Below are 18,129 nucleotides of genomic sequence, written 5' to 3'. Positions count from 1 at the left end.
TTTAGCGCAGAGATTCGCGCTAAATTTAAAGAGCGAAGTTCCGCGGAATTTTTTAAATTTAAAGCTTAGTCCTTTAAATTTAGGAGCGGTTCGAGGCTAAGCTTTAAAATTTGCTTCGATAAATTTAGAAAGAGAAAGATGACCGCAAACGAACTGGAAAAACTAAGACTTAGCATCCTGGATGAGGCGGAGCAGCACAAAGGCATGGCGTTTTCGATAATAGTACTAGCGGTGCTAGCCTCGGCGCTGTGGCTATTTTTCAATTTTAGAGATCAAAACGCAGCAATGGTTCTCTGCTGGATCATAGTGGCATTTAGCTGCGGCAGCATCTCTTATAGAGTAGTGAATAAAGATACAAATATAATGCGAGTATTTATCTTTTGCATCTTGCTGAGGATACTTGCCAAAGGCGTAGAAATATGCAAGAATGATGCCTTGCGCTTCGTCATCGCACTCGTAACCATCTGTCTTTCTTTGTTTAATATCGCGGGTGCCGCGCTGGAGCGGATCAAATACAACAGATCCAAAAAATCCGTCCTCGCCTTTAAACACCAATATATCGCGCCCTATATCGCAAGCCTAGGCTACCGCTATGAAATTTCAGGCTCGTTTAGGCCGGCGTATTTGCGCGCAAGCGGTCTATTTGTGGACGGCATAAGCTATTTTGATTGCGAAGATAAAATTTCCGGCGTTTATGACGGAGTATTTTTCAGCTTTGCGGATGTTTGCGTGACTCATACTGACGAACGACGTAGCAGCAGGGGGATCTTTTTCTACGCGGAATTTAAAAAGCGCGTAAACTCGGTGGCGGTGATCCTGCCCCTGCTTAGCGAAAGGCCAACACTTGGCGGACTTAAGAAGATCGCGATGGACGATAGCGAGTTTAGCTCCGCGTTTAGCGTATATAGCGCCGATGCCGTGTCTGCAATGTACGCCCTCACGCCCGCCTTTATGCTTCGCTTTAGAAGCGGTGCCGGCGGACCGATCAGATTAAGCTTTTCGGGTAGAAACGTCTATATTTTCATCCGCACGGGATACGATAGTTTCGAGCCTAGCGTGGATCGCAGCGTACTTAGTTTCGATCCCGCCGCGTCTATCAAGCACGAGCTTTTATTCTTTCTATCCATAGTAAAAAGTCTAAAATTAAACGAAAATATCTGGCGAGATTAAATTTTAAATTTGACCTTAAATCCGCAAATACAGAGGCTTTGCACCGCCGCGGAATTTTAAAATTTAAAAGTACTCTTCCCGGCTCGGCGCCGCTATGATTTAGAATTTTCGCGACAAGGTCTGTTACATTTGCGGCGGAGAGCGAAGTTTGAAATCTATCGCGATGAAATCCCATGCGGTTTATAAATTTTTGCGGCCCGCATAGAGGAATTGAGCAAAGATGGATACTGATATGGCGATGATTGCGCCGTACGCTTTCCATAATGGAGATTACCACGCTGCCTATCATCGTGCCGCAAACACTACTTTTACCGTCGCGAGCCCGCACCAAAAAAATTGAGTGCCATCGCGGCAACGATAGAAAAGATACTTTACTCATATTTTCATGTTTATTTCGCTATCCTAACGCTTTTAAAAATCGACGATTAAAAAGCTCATACAAAAAGCCGGCTACACATTTAATCTGCCTCCAAGCATTTTTAAGCGACAATACGAAAATCAAATTTTCGGAGTCCTTATGACGATTTACGAGTTAAAGCCCAAATTTCAAAATTTACTTCGTCCGTTAGTAAGACGGCTTTACGGCGCGGGCATCAGCGCAAATCAAGTCACGATCACAGCCTGCGTCATTTCCGTTCTGCTGGGCGGACTTCTGATAAAATTCGCCGAAGTTTCGACGCTATTTTTTCTGCTGCCCGCTTGGATGTTTTTGCGTATGGCGCTAAATGCCATCGACGGCATGCTGGCTCGCGAGTTTAATCAAAAAAGCCCGCTGGGCGGCTACCTAAACGAAGCTACGGACGTCATCTCGGACGCCGCGCTGTATCTGCCGTTTGCCTTCGTAGCGCCGTTTGACTGGGGCGTTATCACGCTCGTTATCTTTCTATCTTTTATGAGTGAGTTTTTAGGCGTTCTAGGGCAGGTGCACGGTTGTGGTAGGCGATATGACGGGCCTATGGGCAAGAGCGACCGCGCGTTTATATTTGGGCTTATCGGTACGGTATATGCGCTATCTGGGCGACTGCCAGAGTGGTTTAGCTGGGTACTTTACGCCGCGATATTTTTGCTTGCGCTTACTTGCGCAAACCGCGTGAGGATGGGACTAAAAAGCGGGGAATAAGGAGCCTCGGACGAGGATAAATTTAATAGCTATCTCCAAAATCTACGCAAGGTAAATTTGTCTAAATTTGATATAATTGCAAAAGTTTTAAGCTCGCCTCGGCGCGGGCACGTAATCGTTATAAATTTGGACTTGTTTAAATTTACGAGATTTTTTGAGACGAGGATAAAATATCAAGGCGAATTTGTCCGCTTAATTTAGACGTTTTAAAAGACGCGGCCCGCAAAATGCGCTTAGTTAATTTCGAGCGTTTTATCAAAGTCGGCGAAATCAAAGGCAAGTAGCAAAAGCGGCAAATTGTAGGCATTACTTAAAACCGTATCAGCTTTAATCGCCTCAAATTTATGTCTAGCTCGTTTTCAGCGAGATGGGCAAGAAGCTCATTTGCCGCACGCAATCGTAAAATTGAGGGCGTCACAAAAAATGAATTTGAAAAACAAAAGAGTAAAAGGATACAAGATGAAAAATTTTTTAGCGGCCGCGCTTGATTTTATCCTTTGCCGTATTACTATATTTATCACGGGCGTACGGCCGCCGCAGGAGCTTTTAAACATCGGCGACGGTACTAAAATTTACTACGCAAACCACGCTAGCCACGGCGATTTTTTGCTGATTTTCGTATCGCTGCCTTACCGCGCGAGAAAGCGCGTGCGCCCCGTCGCGGCTGCGGAGTACTGGGAGAGCGGGCCTGTGCGTAGGTTTCTTGCTAAAAACGTGTTTAACATGGTTCTAATCAGCCGCCATAAAGATCCGCTAGAAGCGTTAACGCAAATGAGCGAAGCGCTGCAGACACACTCTCTCATCATCTTTCCGGAAGGCACGCGCAAGATGGACGACGATCTAGCGCTACAGCCGTTTAAAAGCGGGATATTTCGCCTGGCGCAGCAGTGTCCTGACGTCCCGCTCGTGCCCGTATGGATCAAAAACGCGCGCAACGTCCTGCCCAAGGGCTTTATGATACCGATCCCGCTGCTTTGCGAGCTGATAGTAGGCGAGGAGATAACCTACGGCGGCGAGGGCAAGAGCGAGTTTTTGCAAAAGGCGCAGGATGCGCTTCTAGCGATGAGCGATACGCAAAATGATAGAACGAAAGCCTAGAGAGGCGGTTTTGGCGAGAGCGGTAAATTTGAGTCCTATAAATTCGCCACGCAAGACGGGAAAATTTGCGACCGATTTTTACGACAAATTTGACGGCGAGCTTTCTAAAACGGCGGCTAAAAGCGTCAAATTTAAAAACAAAGCCCAAGTCAAAACGCTTGCCTCGCCGCAAATCAAATTTGACCCAAGCGCGAGCCCAAAGCTCGAGCTTTTTTCGCTAGCAAATTTAATCAAGCAAGCGACCCGAAGGGCAAACCAAATGCGCGTAAATTTGACTCGTTCGGCGGCATGCGAAACAGACGTCAAATTTAGCTTTAAATTTAACCAAAAGGCACTAAAATGAACCCGCAAAATCATATCTTAAATCTATTTTTAGGACTCATCGCGGTGCTAGTCGTCTCTAGCGCCATTGCCTTTATGCTAAAGGCGAAATTCGGCGCCGAGAACAAAACTATTGCAAATTTGACCTCGCGCATAAACGCCTGGTGGGCGATGATTTTGGTGATTTTTGCGTTTACGTATATGGGCAAAAACGCCGTGATATTTTTGTTTTTGCTCGTATCTTTTGCCGCATTGCGCGAGTTTTTGTCGCTCATCTACATCCGCAGAGGCGATCACATCGCGCTCGTGGCGTGCTTTTACGTGATTTTGCCCGCGCAGTATATATTTATATATGCTGATTGGTACGCGATGGCGATGATATTTATCCCGGTTTACGGATTTTTATTTTTGCCGATTTTGGCCGCTATTTGCGGAGATGCGGCCTATTTTTTAGAGCGCTCGACAAAGATCCAGTGGGCACTGATGATCTGCGTGTTTTGTATCTCGCACATCCCTGCGCTTCTTTTACTAGACCTTGAGAGTGGTAGCAGCATGGAGCTTATGCTGTTTTTGATCATAGTCGTGCAGGCTAGCGACGTGCTGCAGTACGTCTGGGGTAAGCTTTTTGGCAAGCGCAAGATCGCGCCTAGCATCAGTCCGTCTAAGACGGTGGTCGGCTTTGCGGGAGGGGTTCTTAGCGCTAGCGCGCTGGCCGCGTGCCTGCATCATCTCACGCCTTTTGGCGCGGTAGGGGCGTTTTTCATCGGGCTTGCCGTTTGTATGATGGGCTTTTTAGGAGGGCTTGTTATGTCTGCGATCAAGCGCGATCTAGGCGTCAAAGACTGGGGCTACATGATCAGCGGGCATGGCGGGATGCTTGACCGTATGGACTCGCTGTGCTTTGCGGCGCCGATATTTTTTCACATAGTTAGATATTTTTACGCGTGAGGTTTTGATGAAAATTTGGAGCAAAATTTTACTTTTAGCGCTCGCGGCAAATTTTGCCTTTGCATTTTCGGCCGAAAAGCTCGTGCAGGATGCTAGAGTGCAGGTCGGACGGACTGTTTTATGATCCTTCGTACGAGAGGCTAGCCTATCCGATGGGCGACGTGGATATGATGAAGGGCGTTTGCACCGACGTCGTGGTAATGGCGCTGCGCGGACAGGATATCGATCTGCAGCGGCTCATCCACGAGGATATGAGCGCAAATTTTAGCGCCTATCCAAAAAACTGGGGCGCGAAAAAGACCGACAAAAATATCGATCATCGCCGCGTGCCAAACATCGCGACCTATTTAAAACGCAAAGGCTACGAGGCGAAGGGTGAGTTTAAAGCCGGTGATATCGTGACGTGGCGGCTGGATAACGGCAGGCCGTATATCGGCATAGTTTCGGATAAATTTGCCGCTAGCAAAACCCCGCTCGTGATCCACAACATCGGGCTTGGCGCGCAGGAGGAGGACGTGCTAAAGGGTTACGAGATAACGGGGCATTTTAGGATAAAATAAGCGTAAAAACCAATAAATTTAAGTAAGAAAGGCAAAAAATGGAGTTTAAAGAGAGCTATTTTATAACAAGCGATGGGGCGAGGATATTTTACAGATACCGCCTGGCCGCGGACGTGGCGTGCGAAAATCCGGGCGCAAATGAAGTAAATTTGAGCGAGGACGGAAAATTTGACGGGTCAAATTTAAGCGCCGGGGCCGCAAGCGAAACGTCAAATTTGACTAGCGAGCAAATAGGCGGCGCGGATGGAAGTATGAAGCTAAATTTAAGCGGCGAAGGTAAATCGGGCGAGCAAAATTTACCAAACGGCGGCGAAAACCCTGACTCAAATTTAAACGAAACGGGCAAATGCGCTGCGTCAAATTTGAGCGAAAACGCCGAGCAAAATCTCAAATTTAAAGTCGCGCCAAACGCCAAAGCCGTAGCGATATTTCACCGTGGGCACGAGCACTCGGGCAGGACGACGCATGTAGCGGACGGGCTAGCGGATGAGAGTTTTAGCTATTTTGCCTGGGATCAGCGCGGACACGGCAGGAGCGAGGGCGAGCGGGGCGACGCGCCAAGTATCGGCCGCCTCATTGCCGACGTGGACGAGTTTGTGGCGCACATCGAGCAGAGATTTGGCTTTGAGACGCAAAATCTAGCCGTGATAGCCCAGAGCGTGGGCGCGGTGCTGGTCTCGGCGTGGTTGCACGACTACGCTCCGCGCGTTCGCTGCGCGGTGCTGGCAAGTCCCGCGTTTAGCGTGAAGCTTTACGTACCATTTGCTAGAGCTGGGCTAAAGGCGCTCTACTCCTCGCGCGGAAATTTTTTCATAAACAGCTACGTCAAGGCGCACTATCTCACGCACGACAAGGAGCGCCAGGCCAGCTACGATGCCGACTCGCTCATTACTCGCGCGATCTCGGTGCGCATACTGCTGGGGCTTTACGAAGCGGCGCAGCGCGTGGTTTCCGACGCCGCCGCGATCACGACACCTACGCTGCTGCTGATCTCGGGCGATGACTGGGTCGTGGAGCACGCCCCGCAGCACGAGTTTTACAACGCTCTTGGCGCCCGCGTAAAAAGGCGCGAGGTTCTAGAGGGATTTTACCACGATACGCTGGGTGAAAGCGAGCGGGAGAGGGCGTTTGAGATCGTGCGCGAGTTCGTCGGCGAGCGCTTTAGAGCGCCTTTTAGCGAGGTGGACTGCACGCACGCGGACGAATACGGCTTTAGCCGCGAGGAGGCCGATAGGCTAGCTACGCCGCTACCGAGACTTAGCCCAAAAAATTTGCGATTTAAATTTCAGCGGATATTTATGCAGGCGGTTTCGCCGTGGGTCGGCGGGCTAAAGATCGGCGAAAATACCGGCTACGATAGCGGCAGTACGCTTGACTATGTCTACCGAAACGAGCCGCAAGGGGCGAATAAATTTTTCAAATTTATCGACAAATTTTACCTAAACGCCATCGGCTGGCGCGGCATCAGAGAGCGCAAGCGAAATATCAAGCTAGCCATCGATCAGGCCGTCGTAAAACTGCAGGAGCGGGGCGAGCCGCTACGACTGCTAGACATCGCCTCGGGACACGGCAGATACATACTAGACGCCGCGCAGGGGCATAAATTTGAGCGCATAACGCTACGCGACTACAGCGACATAAACGTAAAAGCCGGCAGCGAAATGATAAAGGAGCGCGGGCTAGAGGATGTCGCGAGCTTTACGCAGGCAAATGCGTTCGAAGCCGCTAGCTACGAGGGTCTGCAGGACGCATATACGCTAGGCGTCGTGTCGGGGCTGTTTGAGCTCTTTGCGGATAACTCGGTCGTGCGCACCGCTCTGCAAGGTTTTTCAAGTAGCGTAAGAAGCGGCGGCTACCTCATCTACACCAATCAGCCGTGGCATCCGCAGCTTGAGATGATCGCGCGCGCTCTATCTAGTCACAGGCAGGGTGCGGCATGGATCATGCGCCGCCGCAGCCAGGCCGAGATGGATCAGCTCGTGGCAAAGGCGGGATTTAAGAAAGTAAGAGAGTGGATAGATGGGGATGGGATATTTAGCGTGAGTTTGGCCGTTAAAATTTAGTCTTTTGCGGCTTGTCTTTTTCCTTTCTACTTCGTTAGAAACTCGGTCGGCTTCGGTCACGGACGACTAGTCCGCTCTCTGGCCTCCGTCGTTTCCGCCTCGTCTAAAGAAAAAATACTGCGCCTTATCGTTTTACGCTCAAATTTGGGGTCAAATTTGCAAATTTTACCGACCGAGACCCGCATCGTGAAAGCGTAAATTTGAACACGCAGCGCGTTAGCGCCAGATAAACCTGCACGCAGTGCAGCAATATCTCACGTGCAGTGGGTATGGTGGGGGTTTGGGGGCGGAAGGGGCGATGCTTCGTAAGCAGAAACCCCTTCCGCCACCCAAGAAAAAGAGAAAGGCGGATACAAAAGGGAGCTCTTTTGCTTCGGCTTTGCCTCGCCTTGTGCTTAGCTGCACTTCGTTTGCTACTGCTAGGACGCACTCTCTTTGAGAGCTGCTAGCAGAGCGCATTTTAAGCCCCGCCCCCTTTACAATAAAGTAAAAAACAACCTCAAACGGTTATTTTTTACGAAAAGAATCTAACTAAATTTGACTAATTTAAATTTAGTATCTTAAAGATACAGGTCTGGGTGAGTAAAATTTACAAATTTCGGCTTCAAATTTGAGTCGCCGAGACCCGCATCTCAAAAATGTTAAACTAAAAAACGTGCGGCGCGGTAGCGCCAAATTTAAACCTGCACGCAGTGCAGCAACCTCTCACGTCGTAGGGGTTGGGGGATCGTTAAGGGGGAAGGGAGCGACTTCGTAATTCAAGCCCCTCCCCCCTTAACAAGAAAGAGTAAATTTAATGCGCAATACTAAATTTAACCAAACCAAATTTAACATTTTAAAGATTCAGGCCTCGGTGAGTAAATTTTACGCTTTTACGCCTTTTACGTCAAGCGAGCGATCTCGGACGATTAAGTCATGAAGGCGCAAATCCGCTAAAATTTGATAGAATTAGCAAAAAAGGCAAAAGTGAAAACAAAACAGTTTTTATCGCAGCTTGCCGCGCTAGTCGTCGTTGCGGCGATATTTTACGCTAGCTACGGCGCCACGAACGCCCTCGCGAGTGCTCGCGCAAACGTGCCCGAGATCTATTTCGCGTGGGAGCGCGCGCTGCCGTTTTGGGCGTGGAGCATCGTGCCGTATTGGTCGCTAAATTTACTCTACGCGCTTGGATTTTTCCTCTGCCGTGACGCCAGGGAGCTCGCGCGTTACGTCACGCAGCTACTCGCCGCGCAGGTGATCGCAACGCTATTTTTTATCGCTTTTCCTCTGCAAATGTCGTGGGAAAAGCCCGCAGTTTCAGGCCTTAGCGGCTTTTTGTTCTCAAGCCTCGCCGCCTTTGACCTCCCGTTTAATCAAGCTCCGTCGCTGCACATCATACTTTGCGTCGTGGTGGGTGCATTTTACCTTCGCAAGGCGCGCTCGGTTTGGCTTAAGGCGGCGCTTGTCGCGTGGTTTGCGCTCATCGGCCTTAGCGTGCTGACCACGTATCAGCATCATTTTATCGACATTCCTACGGGGCTGGCCGCAGGCTGCCTCGTGCTACTGATTCGTCCGCTAGAGAGCGCGCCGCTTAGATTTGCCATGGCTAGGGAGTCCGCTCGCTACAAATGGGCGGCGCTATATCTAGGGCTTGCGTTTATGACGCTTTTTACGGCGATTTTGGGGGCTAAAATTTGGGGCGCGTGGATGCTGTGGCTATCGTGGGCGAGCCTTAGTTTCGCGCTGGTTGCTTGCGGTTATACCTTTTTGGGCGCGCGGGTTTTTGCTAAAAACGGGCAAGGCCGTCACGCCGCCGCTGCTAAAGCTTTACTTTTTCCCTATCTTTGCGTAGCGCGGTTAAATGCGATTTTTTGGCTGCGCGGACGCCGACTTTCAGACGAGATTTTGCCGGGGCTGTATCTAGGCTCGGTTAAGCAGGCGGGCAAATTTGACGCGGTGCTAGATCTCGCGGCCGAGTTTGAGCGGCCTGGCGGCGCGCAAATTTACGCGAGCGTGCCTATGCTAGATATGATAACGCCGAGTGCGGACGAGCTAAAACGCGGCGCGGACGAGCTTGAGCGGCTCGTAAAAAGGGCTCTTTGCGGCGGCGAAAATTTATCGCAAAAAGCGGCGGAGCTGGGATCAAATTTTAGTGCAGAAGTAAACGGCTACGCGCACGGGCGAGATTTTAAATTTAATGAGCAAGCGGACTCGCGGGTAAATTTGCAAACGTGCGGCTCGGCAAACAAAGACGAGGAGCAAACTCTCGCGGACTCAAACGAACGAGCCGCCGAGCAAAACGGTAAAAAGGTGCTGGTGTGCTGCGCGCTGGGCTACGGCAGGAGCGCGTCGGTGCTGCTTGCTTGGCTGGTGATTTACGAGGGGCTGGGTTTTGACGAGGCGCTAAATTTACTAAAATCTCGCCGCGAAAAGATCGCAGTCGCTAGCTCGCTGCGCGAGAGGATAACGCGGCTAGCCGCAGAAGCCCGCGTAAATTCGAAAGCGGAGTAAAGACCGGCCAAATTCGCAAAAGCAAGTGCGGCAAATTTAAGCGCGAAATAGGCGCAGGCTAAATTTGATCAAGTCCGGTTTGAGGGATCAAATTTAAAAAATTTGCAGGCTAGAAACAAGCGACATTGTAAATTTATCGGCGAAAACGAACGAAAATTTAACCAAACGCCCAAAATGAGGAGATAAAATGACTAATGCGGAGCAAAACGAAAAAGCGGCGCAAGGCGGGGAGCGCGAATACCGCGCCAAAGGACGGACGACAGAGTCTTGGCGCTGATTACGGCTAGGTTTTTGGCGACGCATAGGCTGTTTTTCTTGTTAAATTTACTTCAGCTTGCCGTCTGCCTTACGATTTTTACGCGTTTTGCCGTGATTGCGGGCTTTTTTGCGGCTTTTGCGGGGCTATTTTATCTGCACGTTAGGCTGCATTTTGATACGTTGATTTTTAGAGATTTTGCGGAAAGGAGGCTTGATCGCGGCAAATTTGACGCGGCGCTTGCGGAGCTAAATTTAACTAGCAAGCCGCCTAAAATCCGCGATATGAAAAGTCGCTGCGCGGGAACTTTGCGGCTATATAAATTAACGGCCGCGCTTACTTTTATCGTCGCCGTTGTGGCTTTTGCGTGTTACTATCTGAGCTAAATTTGCTTGCCCGCTTAGACGGTTACGGAATGCCGATTTAGACGGCCTCATCGGTTTGGTGCGCAAAATTCAACAACTGTTTTTCATGGCGAGATAAACGGGATAAAATTGATTGCTTTTGCGGGCCATTTTTGTAGCGACTATTTTAAGCGATGAAACAGCGGTTAGTATCGCCGGCGCACCGTATCGAGCGCTTTTAAATTTGACGATTTCGTCGGTATTTTAAAATTTCAAAGCATAAAAAAATCCAGTGCAAAAAGACGGAATGGATGACCGAGTAAGTTTAGTCGGGGGCAAAATATACGAATTTTCTTTTATAGCACCACGACCTCGGTTTCCAGTTCGATACCGAATTCTTCAAAAACGCGGCTTTGCGCTAAATTTATGAGCGCAATCACATCCTCAAAGCTCGCGCCGCCGAAATTTATGATGAAATTGGCGTGCTGCTCGCTAAATTTCGCGCCGCCGATCGCGTGGCCTTTTAATCCCGCCGCTTCGATCAGCCTGCCCGCGGCGTCATTCGGCGGGTTTTTAAAGCAGCTCCCAAAGCTAGCTCCCTTTGGCTGGTTGGCACGCTTGGCGGCAAAATCCGTGGCGAGCGAGACATCAAAGCCGCGCGAAATTTTAAACTCGGCGCCCAAAATCGGCTCCTCGATCCCGCTTCTTCGGTAGCCGAAGCTTATCCGCTCGCGCTCCACCCAGCCGCGCGTTAGGCGCACGGCAAGCAGGCTATCGCTGATGCTAGCGCCGCTAAGCCCCGCATTCATTTTGATTAACCCGCCGAGCGTGCCCGGGATGTTACGCAAAAACTCAAAGCCGCCGAGACCCTGCTTTTTGGCGAAGTTGTAAATTTTGCCCGACTTTGTAGCAGCCCCGATGCTAAGGACGTCTCCGCTTAGGCTTATGCGGTCGAACTCCTCGCTTAGCATCGCAAGGTGCGGCGGTGCGGGCGAGATAAGCAGATTATTGCCGCCGCCGATGATCGCGCCCCCCGCTATGCTCTCAAACTCCGCAAAATCGGCCTCGTCTTTTAAAATTTGCACCGCAAAGCTCCCGCCGATGCGCACGGAGGTGTATTTGCTAAAATCTATCTGCTTTGTTTTCAAATTTTTGCCTTTTAAATTTCATTTCTAAATTTCGCGCTTGCCGCCCGCCCCGTATCGTTTTAAAATTTAGCGATACCACCGCGAGGTGCGGTGCGAGACGCAAACGCTATTTCAAAATTTAGCGCTGCTGCTGCGATTAATTTAGCTCGATTGCGATACGTTTTCAGCGGCGCACTACGTCACACGCGCAGCTCGCACTCTGCGGCACAAAATACAGCCGTGCAATGTAGCACCGCGTGTAAAATTTCATCGCCGCGTAGCCGTAAATTTGAGGTGGCATATTACGCGGCGACAAATAGCGCTACAGCGCGGTCGATTAACGAACTTGGCGGCAAAATCACGGCAAGTTTGACGTTAAATTTACGCGAAATTTTAACCTCGCCCAGCTTTACATCGGGTTTTGCCCGCCGCAGTCCGCAAAACGGACCTCGTTATATTCGCGCGGGATAAAATTCTCCTGCGCACTAAGCGGCGCAGGGTAAAATCCGCGCTCGTAGCCAAGCTCAAACAGCCTATCCACTGCCCTTATCTGTGCCCCCGAAAGCTCGATCGAGGTCTCGTTGGCATAAAGGCTCAGATATTTTTCGAGCTTTGCGTCGTCCACGCGGATGAGATTTCGCTCCATCAGCATGTGTGACAAAAAGGGCTTATGCGCGGTGGCGATGCGCACGCCTTCGGTTAGCACGCGCTCGCACTCGATGGCGTCGGTTATCGGCAGGCTGCGGCGAACCGCCATGCCTCCTAGCGGCAGCGGCAGATTTTCGCCCGCTAGCTCGCTCCAGATATCCCAGATCTCGCGCTCCACGCAAAGCTCGTCCGAAAAGTCAAGAATGCTTTCATGTATCAGCACGCCCGCGTCCACCTCGCCGCTTAAAACCGCGCCCTCGATCTCTAGGAAATTTTTATAAACTATTCGCGCCTGCGGGTATGCCATGCGAAAAAGCAGGGCATTGGTCGTGTGTTTGCCACTTAGCGCGACCTTGAAATTTCGCTTTAAAACCGCACCCTTTTTCTTAACTAGCTTTGGCCCGTAGCCTTCGCCGAAGCTCACCGCCGTGCGCAAAAGCGCGTATTCGTCGCAGATTAGCGGATATAGCGCAAAGCTAATCGCCGCGGCTTCGTAAGTGCCCTTTAGCGCCTCGTCGTTTAGCGTCTGGATATCAAGCGCCGTGGCGCTAAATTTTAGATTTTTTGAACTAACCCAACCGAAATCAATCGCCTTATACATAAAAATATCGTCGGCGTCGGGCGAGTGAGCGACGTTTATATGCTTAAAAATCTTCAAATTTAATCCTTTTTGCTCCGCTTTAAATTTCGCGCGCGGCCTAATTCCAAAATGTTGCGAAATTATAGTGAAATTTTGCTACAGCCCTCATAAAAGTGCGGAATTTCTAAAGAAAAACGTAAAAAACAGGGCCCGTTTAAAAGGCTAAATTTAAAGCTTTAAGGCTTGCCGCACAGAGCTTTTGCGCTCCTTAAAAATTTCAAATTCCTATGCCGCGCCGAATTTGAGCGAATAATCAAAAATTCATTTCAAATTTGGTAAAATTAGGTGAATTTATTTTTAAGGAAAAACATGGACGAGGGAAAGAAAAAGACGCTGGATGCGGCGCTAAAATCGATCGACAAAGCTTTCGGCAAGGGCACGCTGGTGCGGCTGGGCGATAAGCAGGTCGAGCCGATAGATGCCATCTCTACGGGCTCTGTGGGGCTTGACATCGCGCTTGGCATCGGCGGCGTGCCGAAAGGACGTATTATCGAGATTTACGGACCGGAGAGCTCGGGAAAGACGACGCTTACGCTTCACATCATCGCCGAGTGCCAAAAGGCGGGCGGAATTTGCGCATTCGTGGACGCCGAACACGCGCTGGACGTCAAATACGCTTCAAATTTAGGCGTCGATACCGACAATCTCTACGTCTCTCAGCCCGACTTCGGCGAGCAGGCACTTGATATCGTAGAAACCCTGGCAAAAAGCGGCGCGATCGATCTTATCGTCGTAGATAGCGTCGCTGCGCTCACGCCGAAAAACGAGATCGAGGGCGATATGGGCGATCAGCACGTGGGACTCCAGGCACGACTTATGAGCCAAGCGCTACGCAAACTCGCCGGCGTCGTGCATAAGATGAATACGACGGTGATCTTTATCAATCAAATCCGTATGAAGATCGGCGCGATGGGCTACGGCACGCCAGAGACGACGACCGGCGGCAATGCGCTTAAATTTTACGCTTCGGTGCGCATCGATATACGCAAGATCGCCACTTTGAAACAAAACGAAGAGAGCATTGGCAACCGCGCCAAGGTCAAGGTCGTGAAAAACAAGGTGGCGCCTCCGTTTAAGATCGCGGAATTTGACATAATGTTCGGCAAGGGCATCAGCAAAGTAGGCGAGCTGATCGATTACGGCGTCAAGCTCGATATCGTCGATAAAAGCGGCGCATGGTTCAGCTACGGCGATACGAAGCTAGGTCAAGGGCGCGAAAACGCTAAAATTTATCTAGAGAATAACCCTGCTGTCGCCGAAGAGATCACTGCAAAGATCCGCGAGCAGATGGGCAGCGTAAATTTCAGCGCAGACGCGGACGATGAAGAAAATTTACAAAGTGGAGATGAATGATGATTTATATCGAAGATGTTTATGCGATAGAAGTGCTCGATAGCCGCGGCAACCCGACCGTGAAAGCTACGGTCGCTCTAAGCGACGGCACGGTAGCAAGCGCGATAGTCCCAAGCGGCGCAAGCACGGGCAAACGCGAGGCACTGGAGCTCCGCGACAAAGACGAGAGATACTGCGGCAAGGGCGTGCTAAAGGCTGTTGAAAACGTAAATTCGCAGATCGCAGAGGCCGTGATCGGGCTGGATGCATTCGATCAAAAGGCACTTGATGATGAGATGCGCGAGCTCGACGGCACCGATAACTACTCAAATTTAGGCGCAAACGCCGTGCTTGGCGTATCTATGGCGGTAGCACGTGCGGCGGCAAAGAGCCTTGACGTGCCTTTGTACCGCTACCTGGGCGGCGCAAACGCTACCGTGCTTCCGGTGCCGATGTTTAATATCATCAACGGCGGCGCGCATGCGAACAACAGCGTGGATTTTCAAGAATTTATGATTATGCCGTTTGGATTTGATAAATTTAGCGGCGCGCTGCGAGCGGCGAGCGAAATTTACCACACGCTAAAAGGTCTTCTAAACGCGGCAGGCCATAGCACGGCAGTGGGCGACGAGGGCGGATTTGCGCCGAATTTAAACGATAACGAAGAGCCGATCAAACTAATCATGCAAGCTATCGAAAAAGCGGGCTACAAGGCAGGAGAGCAGATTAAGCTAGCCCTTGACGTCGCAGCTAGCGAGCTGTACGAAAACGGCAAATATAAGCTTGAAGGCAAGGAATTTAGCAGCGAAGAGCTGATAGAGAGATACGCACGTCTTTGCGAGAGGTATCCGATATTTTCAATCGAAGACGGCCTAAGCGAGGACGACTGGGCGGGCTGGGCGAAGCTAACTAGCAAGCTTGGCTCTAAAGTGCAGCTTGTGGGCGACGATCTATTTGTAACGAACGAGAAAATTTTACGCGAAGGTATAGCCAAAGGCGTAGGCAACGCGATTTTGATCAAGCCAAATCAAATCGGCACCGTAAGCCAAACTATGCAGACGATCCGCCTAGCGCAGCGCAAAGGCTACCGCTGCGTGATGAGCCACAGAAGCGGCGAGAGCGAGGATAGCTTTATCGCGGACTTCGCCGTCGCGATGAATACGGGTCAAATCAAAACTGGCGCGACCTCAAGAAGCGAACGCAACGCCAAATACAACCGCCTGCTTGAGATCGAGCGCGAGACAGATGAGTTTTTAGGAAGCCGAATTTAAAATGTTTTTTAAAAAAAAGTCCAAGCGGGGCTTAAAAGGTAGCGCGCAGTGCACCTATGCGGACGGAGCGGATTATACGGACACGCAAGGCAGATATTCAGACGCAGACTTTGACGAGGACGATTTTTTTGACGATGATGAATTTTATAGCGATGAAAATTTTGGCGGAGGCTTTAGCGCAGTAGGGGCTGGCTTCCGGAAAAATCGCAACGGAGCTTCGCGCGGTATAGACGAAACAGGCTCTGCCTCTGAAGCCACAAGTGGCAACTCTAATTTAAGCAGCAAAAGCTCCGCTGCAAGCGGAAACTACGAAGGCAGCGCGCAAGCGGACGCGGGCTTTTACAGCGCGGAATTTATTGGGGGCGGCGATTTAAAGAGTGCAGAATTATACGCGAAAGAAAACTGCTTCCCAAACGACGCGGGTTTTGCGGCTCAAAGTGCAGACTACGGCTTTAATGGCACGGGCTTTGCGGCACAAGACATAAATCCTGCCGCGCAAGGATTTTCTTTTATGCCGCAAAACGCAGATCCTGCCGCTAAAAAAGCTTTAAAAAAGCGTAAAAATTTAAAAGAACGGCTGAATTTTATCAATCCGTTTTCACCTCTTAAGCAGATTTTTGCAGCTCTTGCGCTGATCGTCTGCGTTGTTTTTGCGGGCATCTTCGTGGGTGACGTGCTGTTTGGCAAACGATCGTTTGAAGTGCTGCGCCAGCTGCAAAAGGAGAAGGCGTTTTTATTCACCGACGTCGAGCGGCTAAAAGAAGAAAACGCCGAACTGCAAAAGCTTTATTTAGAGCGTCGCTCGCTCGATCCGGACCTTAAAAAATGAGAAAAATTTTTTTGCTAATTTTAGGTCTTTGCGCTTTTTTAAACGCAGAGAATTTAAATAGCGCAAATTCCAACGCTACGAAACCAAACATCACCGCGGCAAAAGAGCAAAATTCTACCGATTTGGCGATTAAAGAGCCAAAAAAAGGTGCACAAAGCCCAAACGCTAAGCAAGCTGTAATGAAACCTGAAACATCTAAAAGCCCTACCGCAGCAATGCAAAAAAGCGCCGCAGAAGCAAATTTTAGCGTCAAAGCAAGCGTCACCAAAAAAGCCGTGAGCGTACAGCTCTCGCAGACCGAAAAAAAAGCTCCTGCGCCCCAAGCTGGCATTGGCGCTCCTTCGCAGGTTATAAAAACGGAGCTGAACTCTTCTGCGCAGCCTTCGGCTGCGATGCTTCCGCCTCCTGATGAGTTACCGATCGTGCCGGAAGTAAGCGAGCCAAATTCTACGATAATGCAAAATTTCAAGGCGGCACAGAATTCTACAGCTCAAAATTCTACGGTGCAAAACTCCACTATGCAACAAAACGCGCAATCTGCTCCGCAAAATTCCAATCCGGCGCAAAGCTCCGCCGCCACGCCACAAAATACGCCCGCGCCTAAAAATTTTACGCAGCAAACCTTTGCGCTTCCCTCCGACGCTCTTACGATCGAAAGCCTGATCGTGCGATATAGGGACGACGACGGGGTCCTGCACGAAAAGATCGTTGATATCAATCGCTCAATTGATTGGCACGATGATTTCGTGCTAAGCGCGAGCGCCAAACCCGCGCTACATAGGGCACTGGACGTTTCGGTTACTTCGACTGATCCAAATTTACAAAAGCAGGTCTCGCAAAGTGGCATCACACCTAGCTTCGCGCCGCGCCTAGAGCTGCCGTTAGAAACGCTTAAATTTGACGACGGATTAAAATTTGTCATCCGCAAAGACAGCGTGCAGCTCATCACCGCAGACGATTTCAAAAGCTCCGACGCAAATGCTTCGGGCACGCTTGAGGCGGAGTTTTGGCGCCAAGAGATCCCGCTTAGCGGCGCGAGCTTTGCTGTAAATATCGGCGGCTTTAGCGACATTAATGTCACTAAAGAGGACGGCTACTACCGCATCGGCGTGCGCTCGCATGAGGGCAATCTCAGCATCAGACGCAAAGATGGCGGGTATTTGATCTACAAAAATTCTAATTAAGGAGAGACTATGACACATTTAGAGATTATGAAATTTCGCCATGCATGCAAAATTTTTGACGAGAACAAAAAGATCGGTAAAGCCGATTTTGACGCCATTTTACAGGCAGGCATCTTAGCACCTAGTTCTACGGGGCTAGAGCAATGGGACTTTTTGGTTGTGCAAAACAAGGCGCTACGCGAGCAGATTCGCGAAAAATCGTGGAATCAGCCGCAGATCACCTCTTGCTCACATCTGGTCGTGATTTTAGCAAAGATCAAGGACATAAAGCTAGGAAGTGATTATATCGAGCGAATGATTACACGTAAAAAAGATGAAGCGCCTAAATATATCGGCGACAGGCATAAATTTTATCAAGATTTTTTAAGCGGTTATTTTCACAACGACGATGAGGAGCTATTTAATTGGTCGCACGCGCAGTGCATGTTCGCAGCACTTGCGATGATGAACGAGGCTGCAAGCCGCGGCATCGACAGCTGCCCGATAGAGGGCTTCGATCGCGCTGCGCTCGGAGAGATTTTGGATCTAAAATGGAATGAGCGCCGCGTGGCGCTGCTCGTGCCTTTCGGCTACCGCGTAAATCCGCAGCCGCAAAAGATCCGCCGCAGCATGGATGACGTAGTAAAGTGGATCGAATAAGCTAGCAAGCGCTTTTGAACCGCTAAGTTTAAGGTGCAATAAATTCCAAAGTTTAGTGCGAAAGCGTGGCGCGCGCATTTTTTAGGAAT

The 18,129-nt window shown here is 50.0% G+C and carries 16 protein-coding genes; 14 read left to right on the top strand and 2 right to left on the bottom strand.

Features of this window, described 5'->3' with window-relative positions; all coding sequences use genetic code 11:
• Positions 1-138: 138 nt before the first annotated feature.
• From Q0380_RS04080 to Q0380_RS04040, 9 genes are all read left to right on the top strand, one after another.
• The gene (locus tag Q0380_RS04080; RefSeq protein ID WP_298960464.1) at positions 139-1,170 is read left to right on the top strand and encodes a DUF3137 domain-containing protein; all 1,032 of its coding nucleotides are present in this window, start codon (positions 139-141) and stop codon (positions 1,168-1,170) included.
• 517 nt (positions 1,171-1,687) lie between these two features.
• Entirely contained in the window at positions 1,688-2,290 is a 603-nt protein-coding gene (locus tag Q0380_RS04075) for a CDP-alcohol phosphatidyltransferase family protein (protein ID WP_298960462.1), read from the top strand.
• Positions 2,291-2,749: 459 nt separating this feature from the next.
• Positions 2,750-3,388 carry a lysophospholipid acyltransferase family protein gene (locus tag Q0380_RS04070; protein WP_298960460.1) on the top strand — a complete coding sequence of 213 codons (639 nt, stop codon included), beginning with the start codon at positions 2,750-2,752 and terminating at the stop codon, positions 3,386-3,388.
• Positions 3,369-3,731 (top strand): hypothetical protein, encoded by a 363-nt coding sequence (locus Q0380_RS04065; protein ID WP_298960459.1) that lies wholly within the window; start codon positions 3,369-3,371, stop codon positions 3,729-3,731. Before Q0380_RS04070 ends, Q0380_RS04065 begins: the two co-directional genes overlap by 20 nt.
• Entirely contained in the window at positions 3,728-4,657 is a 930-nt protein-coding gene (locus tag Q0380_RS04060; RefSeq protein ID WP_298960457.1) for a phosphatidate cytidylyltransferase, read from the top strand. The genes Q0380_RS04065 and Q0380_RS04060 overlap by 4 nt, the downstream gene beginning before the upstream one ends.
• Before the next feature lie 89 nt (positions 4,658-4,746).
• Positions 4,747-5,217 (top strand): DUF1287 domain-containing protein, encoded by a 471-nt coding sequence (locus Q0380_RS04055; RefSeq protein ID WP_298960455.1) that lies wholly within the window; start codon positions 4,747-4,749, stop codon positions 5,215-5,217.
• 38 nt (positions 5,218-5,255) lie between these two features.
• A complete protein-coding gene (locus Q0380_RS04050; RefSeq protein ID WP_298960453.1) occupies positions 5,256-7,280 on the top strand; it encodes a bifunctional alpha/beta hydrolase/class I SAM-dependent methyltransferase in 2,025 nt (674 codons plus the stop codon).
• Between the two features lie 966 nt (positions 7,281-8,246).
• Positions 8,247-9,770, top strand: a complete 1,524-nt coding sequence (locus tag Q0380_RS04045; RefSeq protein WP_298960451.1) for a phosphatase PAP2/dual specificity phosphatase family protein — start codon at positions 8,247-8,249, stop codon at positions 9,768-9,770.
• Positions 9,771-10,061: 291 nt separating this feature from the next.
• Positions 10,062-10,412 (top strand): hypothetical protein, encoded by a 351-nt coding sequence (locus Q0380_RS04040; protein WP_298960449.1) that lies wholly within the window; start codon positions 10,062-10,064, stop codon positions 10,410-10,412.
• A 314-nt stretch (positions 10,413-10,726) separates the two neighbouring features.
• Here Q0380_RS04040 and Q0380_RS04035 read toward each other — a convergent pair whose 3' ends face one another.
• Together Q0380_RS04035 and Q0380_RS04030 are read right to left on the bottom strand one after the other, a co-directional pair.
• Positions 10,727-11,518 carry a UDP-N-acetylmuramate dehydrogenase gene (locus Q0380_RS04035; RefSeq protein WP_298960447.1) on the bottom strand — a complete coding sequence of 264 codons (792 nt, stop codon included), beginning with the start codon at positions 11,516-11,518 and terminating at the stop codon, positions 10,727-10,729.
• A 388-nt stretch (positions 11,519-11,906) separates the two neighbouring features.
• Entirely contained in the window at positions 11,907-12,803 is an 897-nt protein-coding gene (locus Q0380_RS04030) for a menaquinone biosynthesis family protein (RefSeq protein ID WP_298960444.1), read from the bottom strand.
• Positions 12,804-13,094: 291 nt separating this feature from the next.
• Between Q0380_RS04030 and recA the strand changes: the two genes are divergently transcribed.
• The 5 genes from recA to Q0380_RS04005 are packed head-to-tail and all read left to right on the top strand — an operon-like array spanning position 13,095 to position 18,040.
• Positions 13,095-14,138: a recombinase RecA gene (recA, locus tag Q0380_RS04025; RefSeq protein ID WP_177387156.1), complete on the top strand. Its 1,044-nt coding sequence runs from the start codon at positions 13,095-13,097 to the stop codon at positions 14,136-14,138.
• Positions 14,138-15,388, top strand: a complete 1,251-nt coding sequence (gene eno / locus Q0380_RS04020) for a phosphopyruvate hydratase (protein ID WP_298960811.1) — start codon at positions 14,138-14,140, stop codon at positions 15,386-15,388. The genes recA and eno overlap by 1 nt, the downstream gene beginning before the upstream one ends.
• A gap of 1 nt (position 15,389) precedes the next feature.
• Positions 15,390-16,217, top strand: a complete 828-nt coding sequence (locus Q0380_RS04015) for a hypothetical protein (RefSeq protein WP_298960441.1) — start codon at positions 15,390-15,392, stop codon at positions 16,215-16,217.
• Positions 16,214-17,401, top strand: a complete 1,188-nt coding sequence (locus Q0380_RS04010; RefSeq protein WP_298960438.1) for a hypothetical protein — start codon at positions 16,214-16,216, stop codon at positions 17,399-17,401. The genes Q0380_RS04015 and Q0380_RS04010 overlap by 4 nt, the downstream gene beginning before the upstream one ends.
• 9 nt (positions 17,402-17,410) lie before the next feature.
• The gene (locus tag Q0380_RS04005) at positions 17,411-18,040 is read left to right on the top strand and encodes an NAD(P)H-dependent oxidoreductase (RefSeq protein WP_298960435.1); all 630 of its coding nucleotides are present in this window, start codon (positions 17,411-17,413) and stop codon (positions 18,038-18,040) included.
• Positions 18,041-18,129 lie beyond the last annotated feature (89 nt).

Source organism: uncultured Campylobacter sp. (assembly GCF_937959485.1).
Lineage (GTDB): Bacteria > Campylobacterota > Campylobacteria > Campylobacterales > Campylobacteraceae > Campylobacter_B.
Note: the sequence above shows the minus strand (reverse complement) of the source record. Positions and strands in the feature narration are given on the sequence as shown.

Bases quoted from the DNA above. Each gene is read 5' to 3' on its own strand.
- Q0380_RS04070 (WP_298960460.1), top strand. From the start codon at position 2,750: ATGAAAAATTTTTTAGCGGCCGCGCTTGATTTTATCCTTTGCCGTATT.
- Q0380_RS04015 (WP_298960441.1), top strand. From the start codon at position 15,390: ATGTTTTTTAAAAAAAAGTCCAAGCGGGGCTTAAAAGGTAGCGCGCAG.
- Q0380_RS04065 (WP_298960459.1), top strand. From the start codon at position 3,369: ATGATAGAACGAAAGCCTAGAGAGGCGGTTTTGGCGAGAGCGGTAAAT.
- Q0380_RS04005 (WP_298960435.1), top strand. From the start codon at position 17,411: ATGACACATTTAGAGATTATGAAATTTCGCCATGCATGCAAAATTTTT.
- recA (WP_177387156.1), top strand. From the start codon at position 13,095: ATGGACGAGGGAAAGAAAAAGACGCTGGATGCGGCGCTAAAATCGATC.
- Q0380_RS04075 (WP_298960462.1), top strand. From the start codon at position 1,688: ATGACGATTTACGAGTTAAAGCCCAAATTTCAAAATTTACTTCGTCCG.
- Q0380_RS04010 (WP_298960438.1), top strand. From the start codon at position 16,214: ATGAGAAAAATTTTTTTGCTAATTTTAGGTCTTTGCGCTTTTTTAAAC.
- Q0380_RS04055 (WP_298960455.1), top strand. From the start codon at position 4,747: ATGCTAGAGTGCAGGTCGGACGGACTGTTTTATGATCCTTCGTACGAG.
- eno (WP_298960811.1), top strand. From the start codon at position 14,138: ATGATTTATATCGAAGATGTTTATGCGATAGAAGTGCTCGATAGCCGC.
- Q0380_RS04050 (WP_298960453.1), top strand. From the start codon at position 5,256: ATGGAGTTTAAAGAGAGCTATTTTATAACAAGCGATGGGGCGAGGATA.
- Q0380_RS04080 (WP_298960464.1), top strand. From the start codon at position 139: ATGACCGCAAACGAACTGGAAAAACTAAGACTTAGCATCCTGGATGAG.
- Q0380_RS04060 (WP_298960457.1), top strand. From the start codon at position 3,728: ATGAACCCGCAAAATCATATCTTAAATCTATTTTTAGGACTCATCGCG.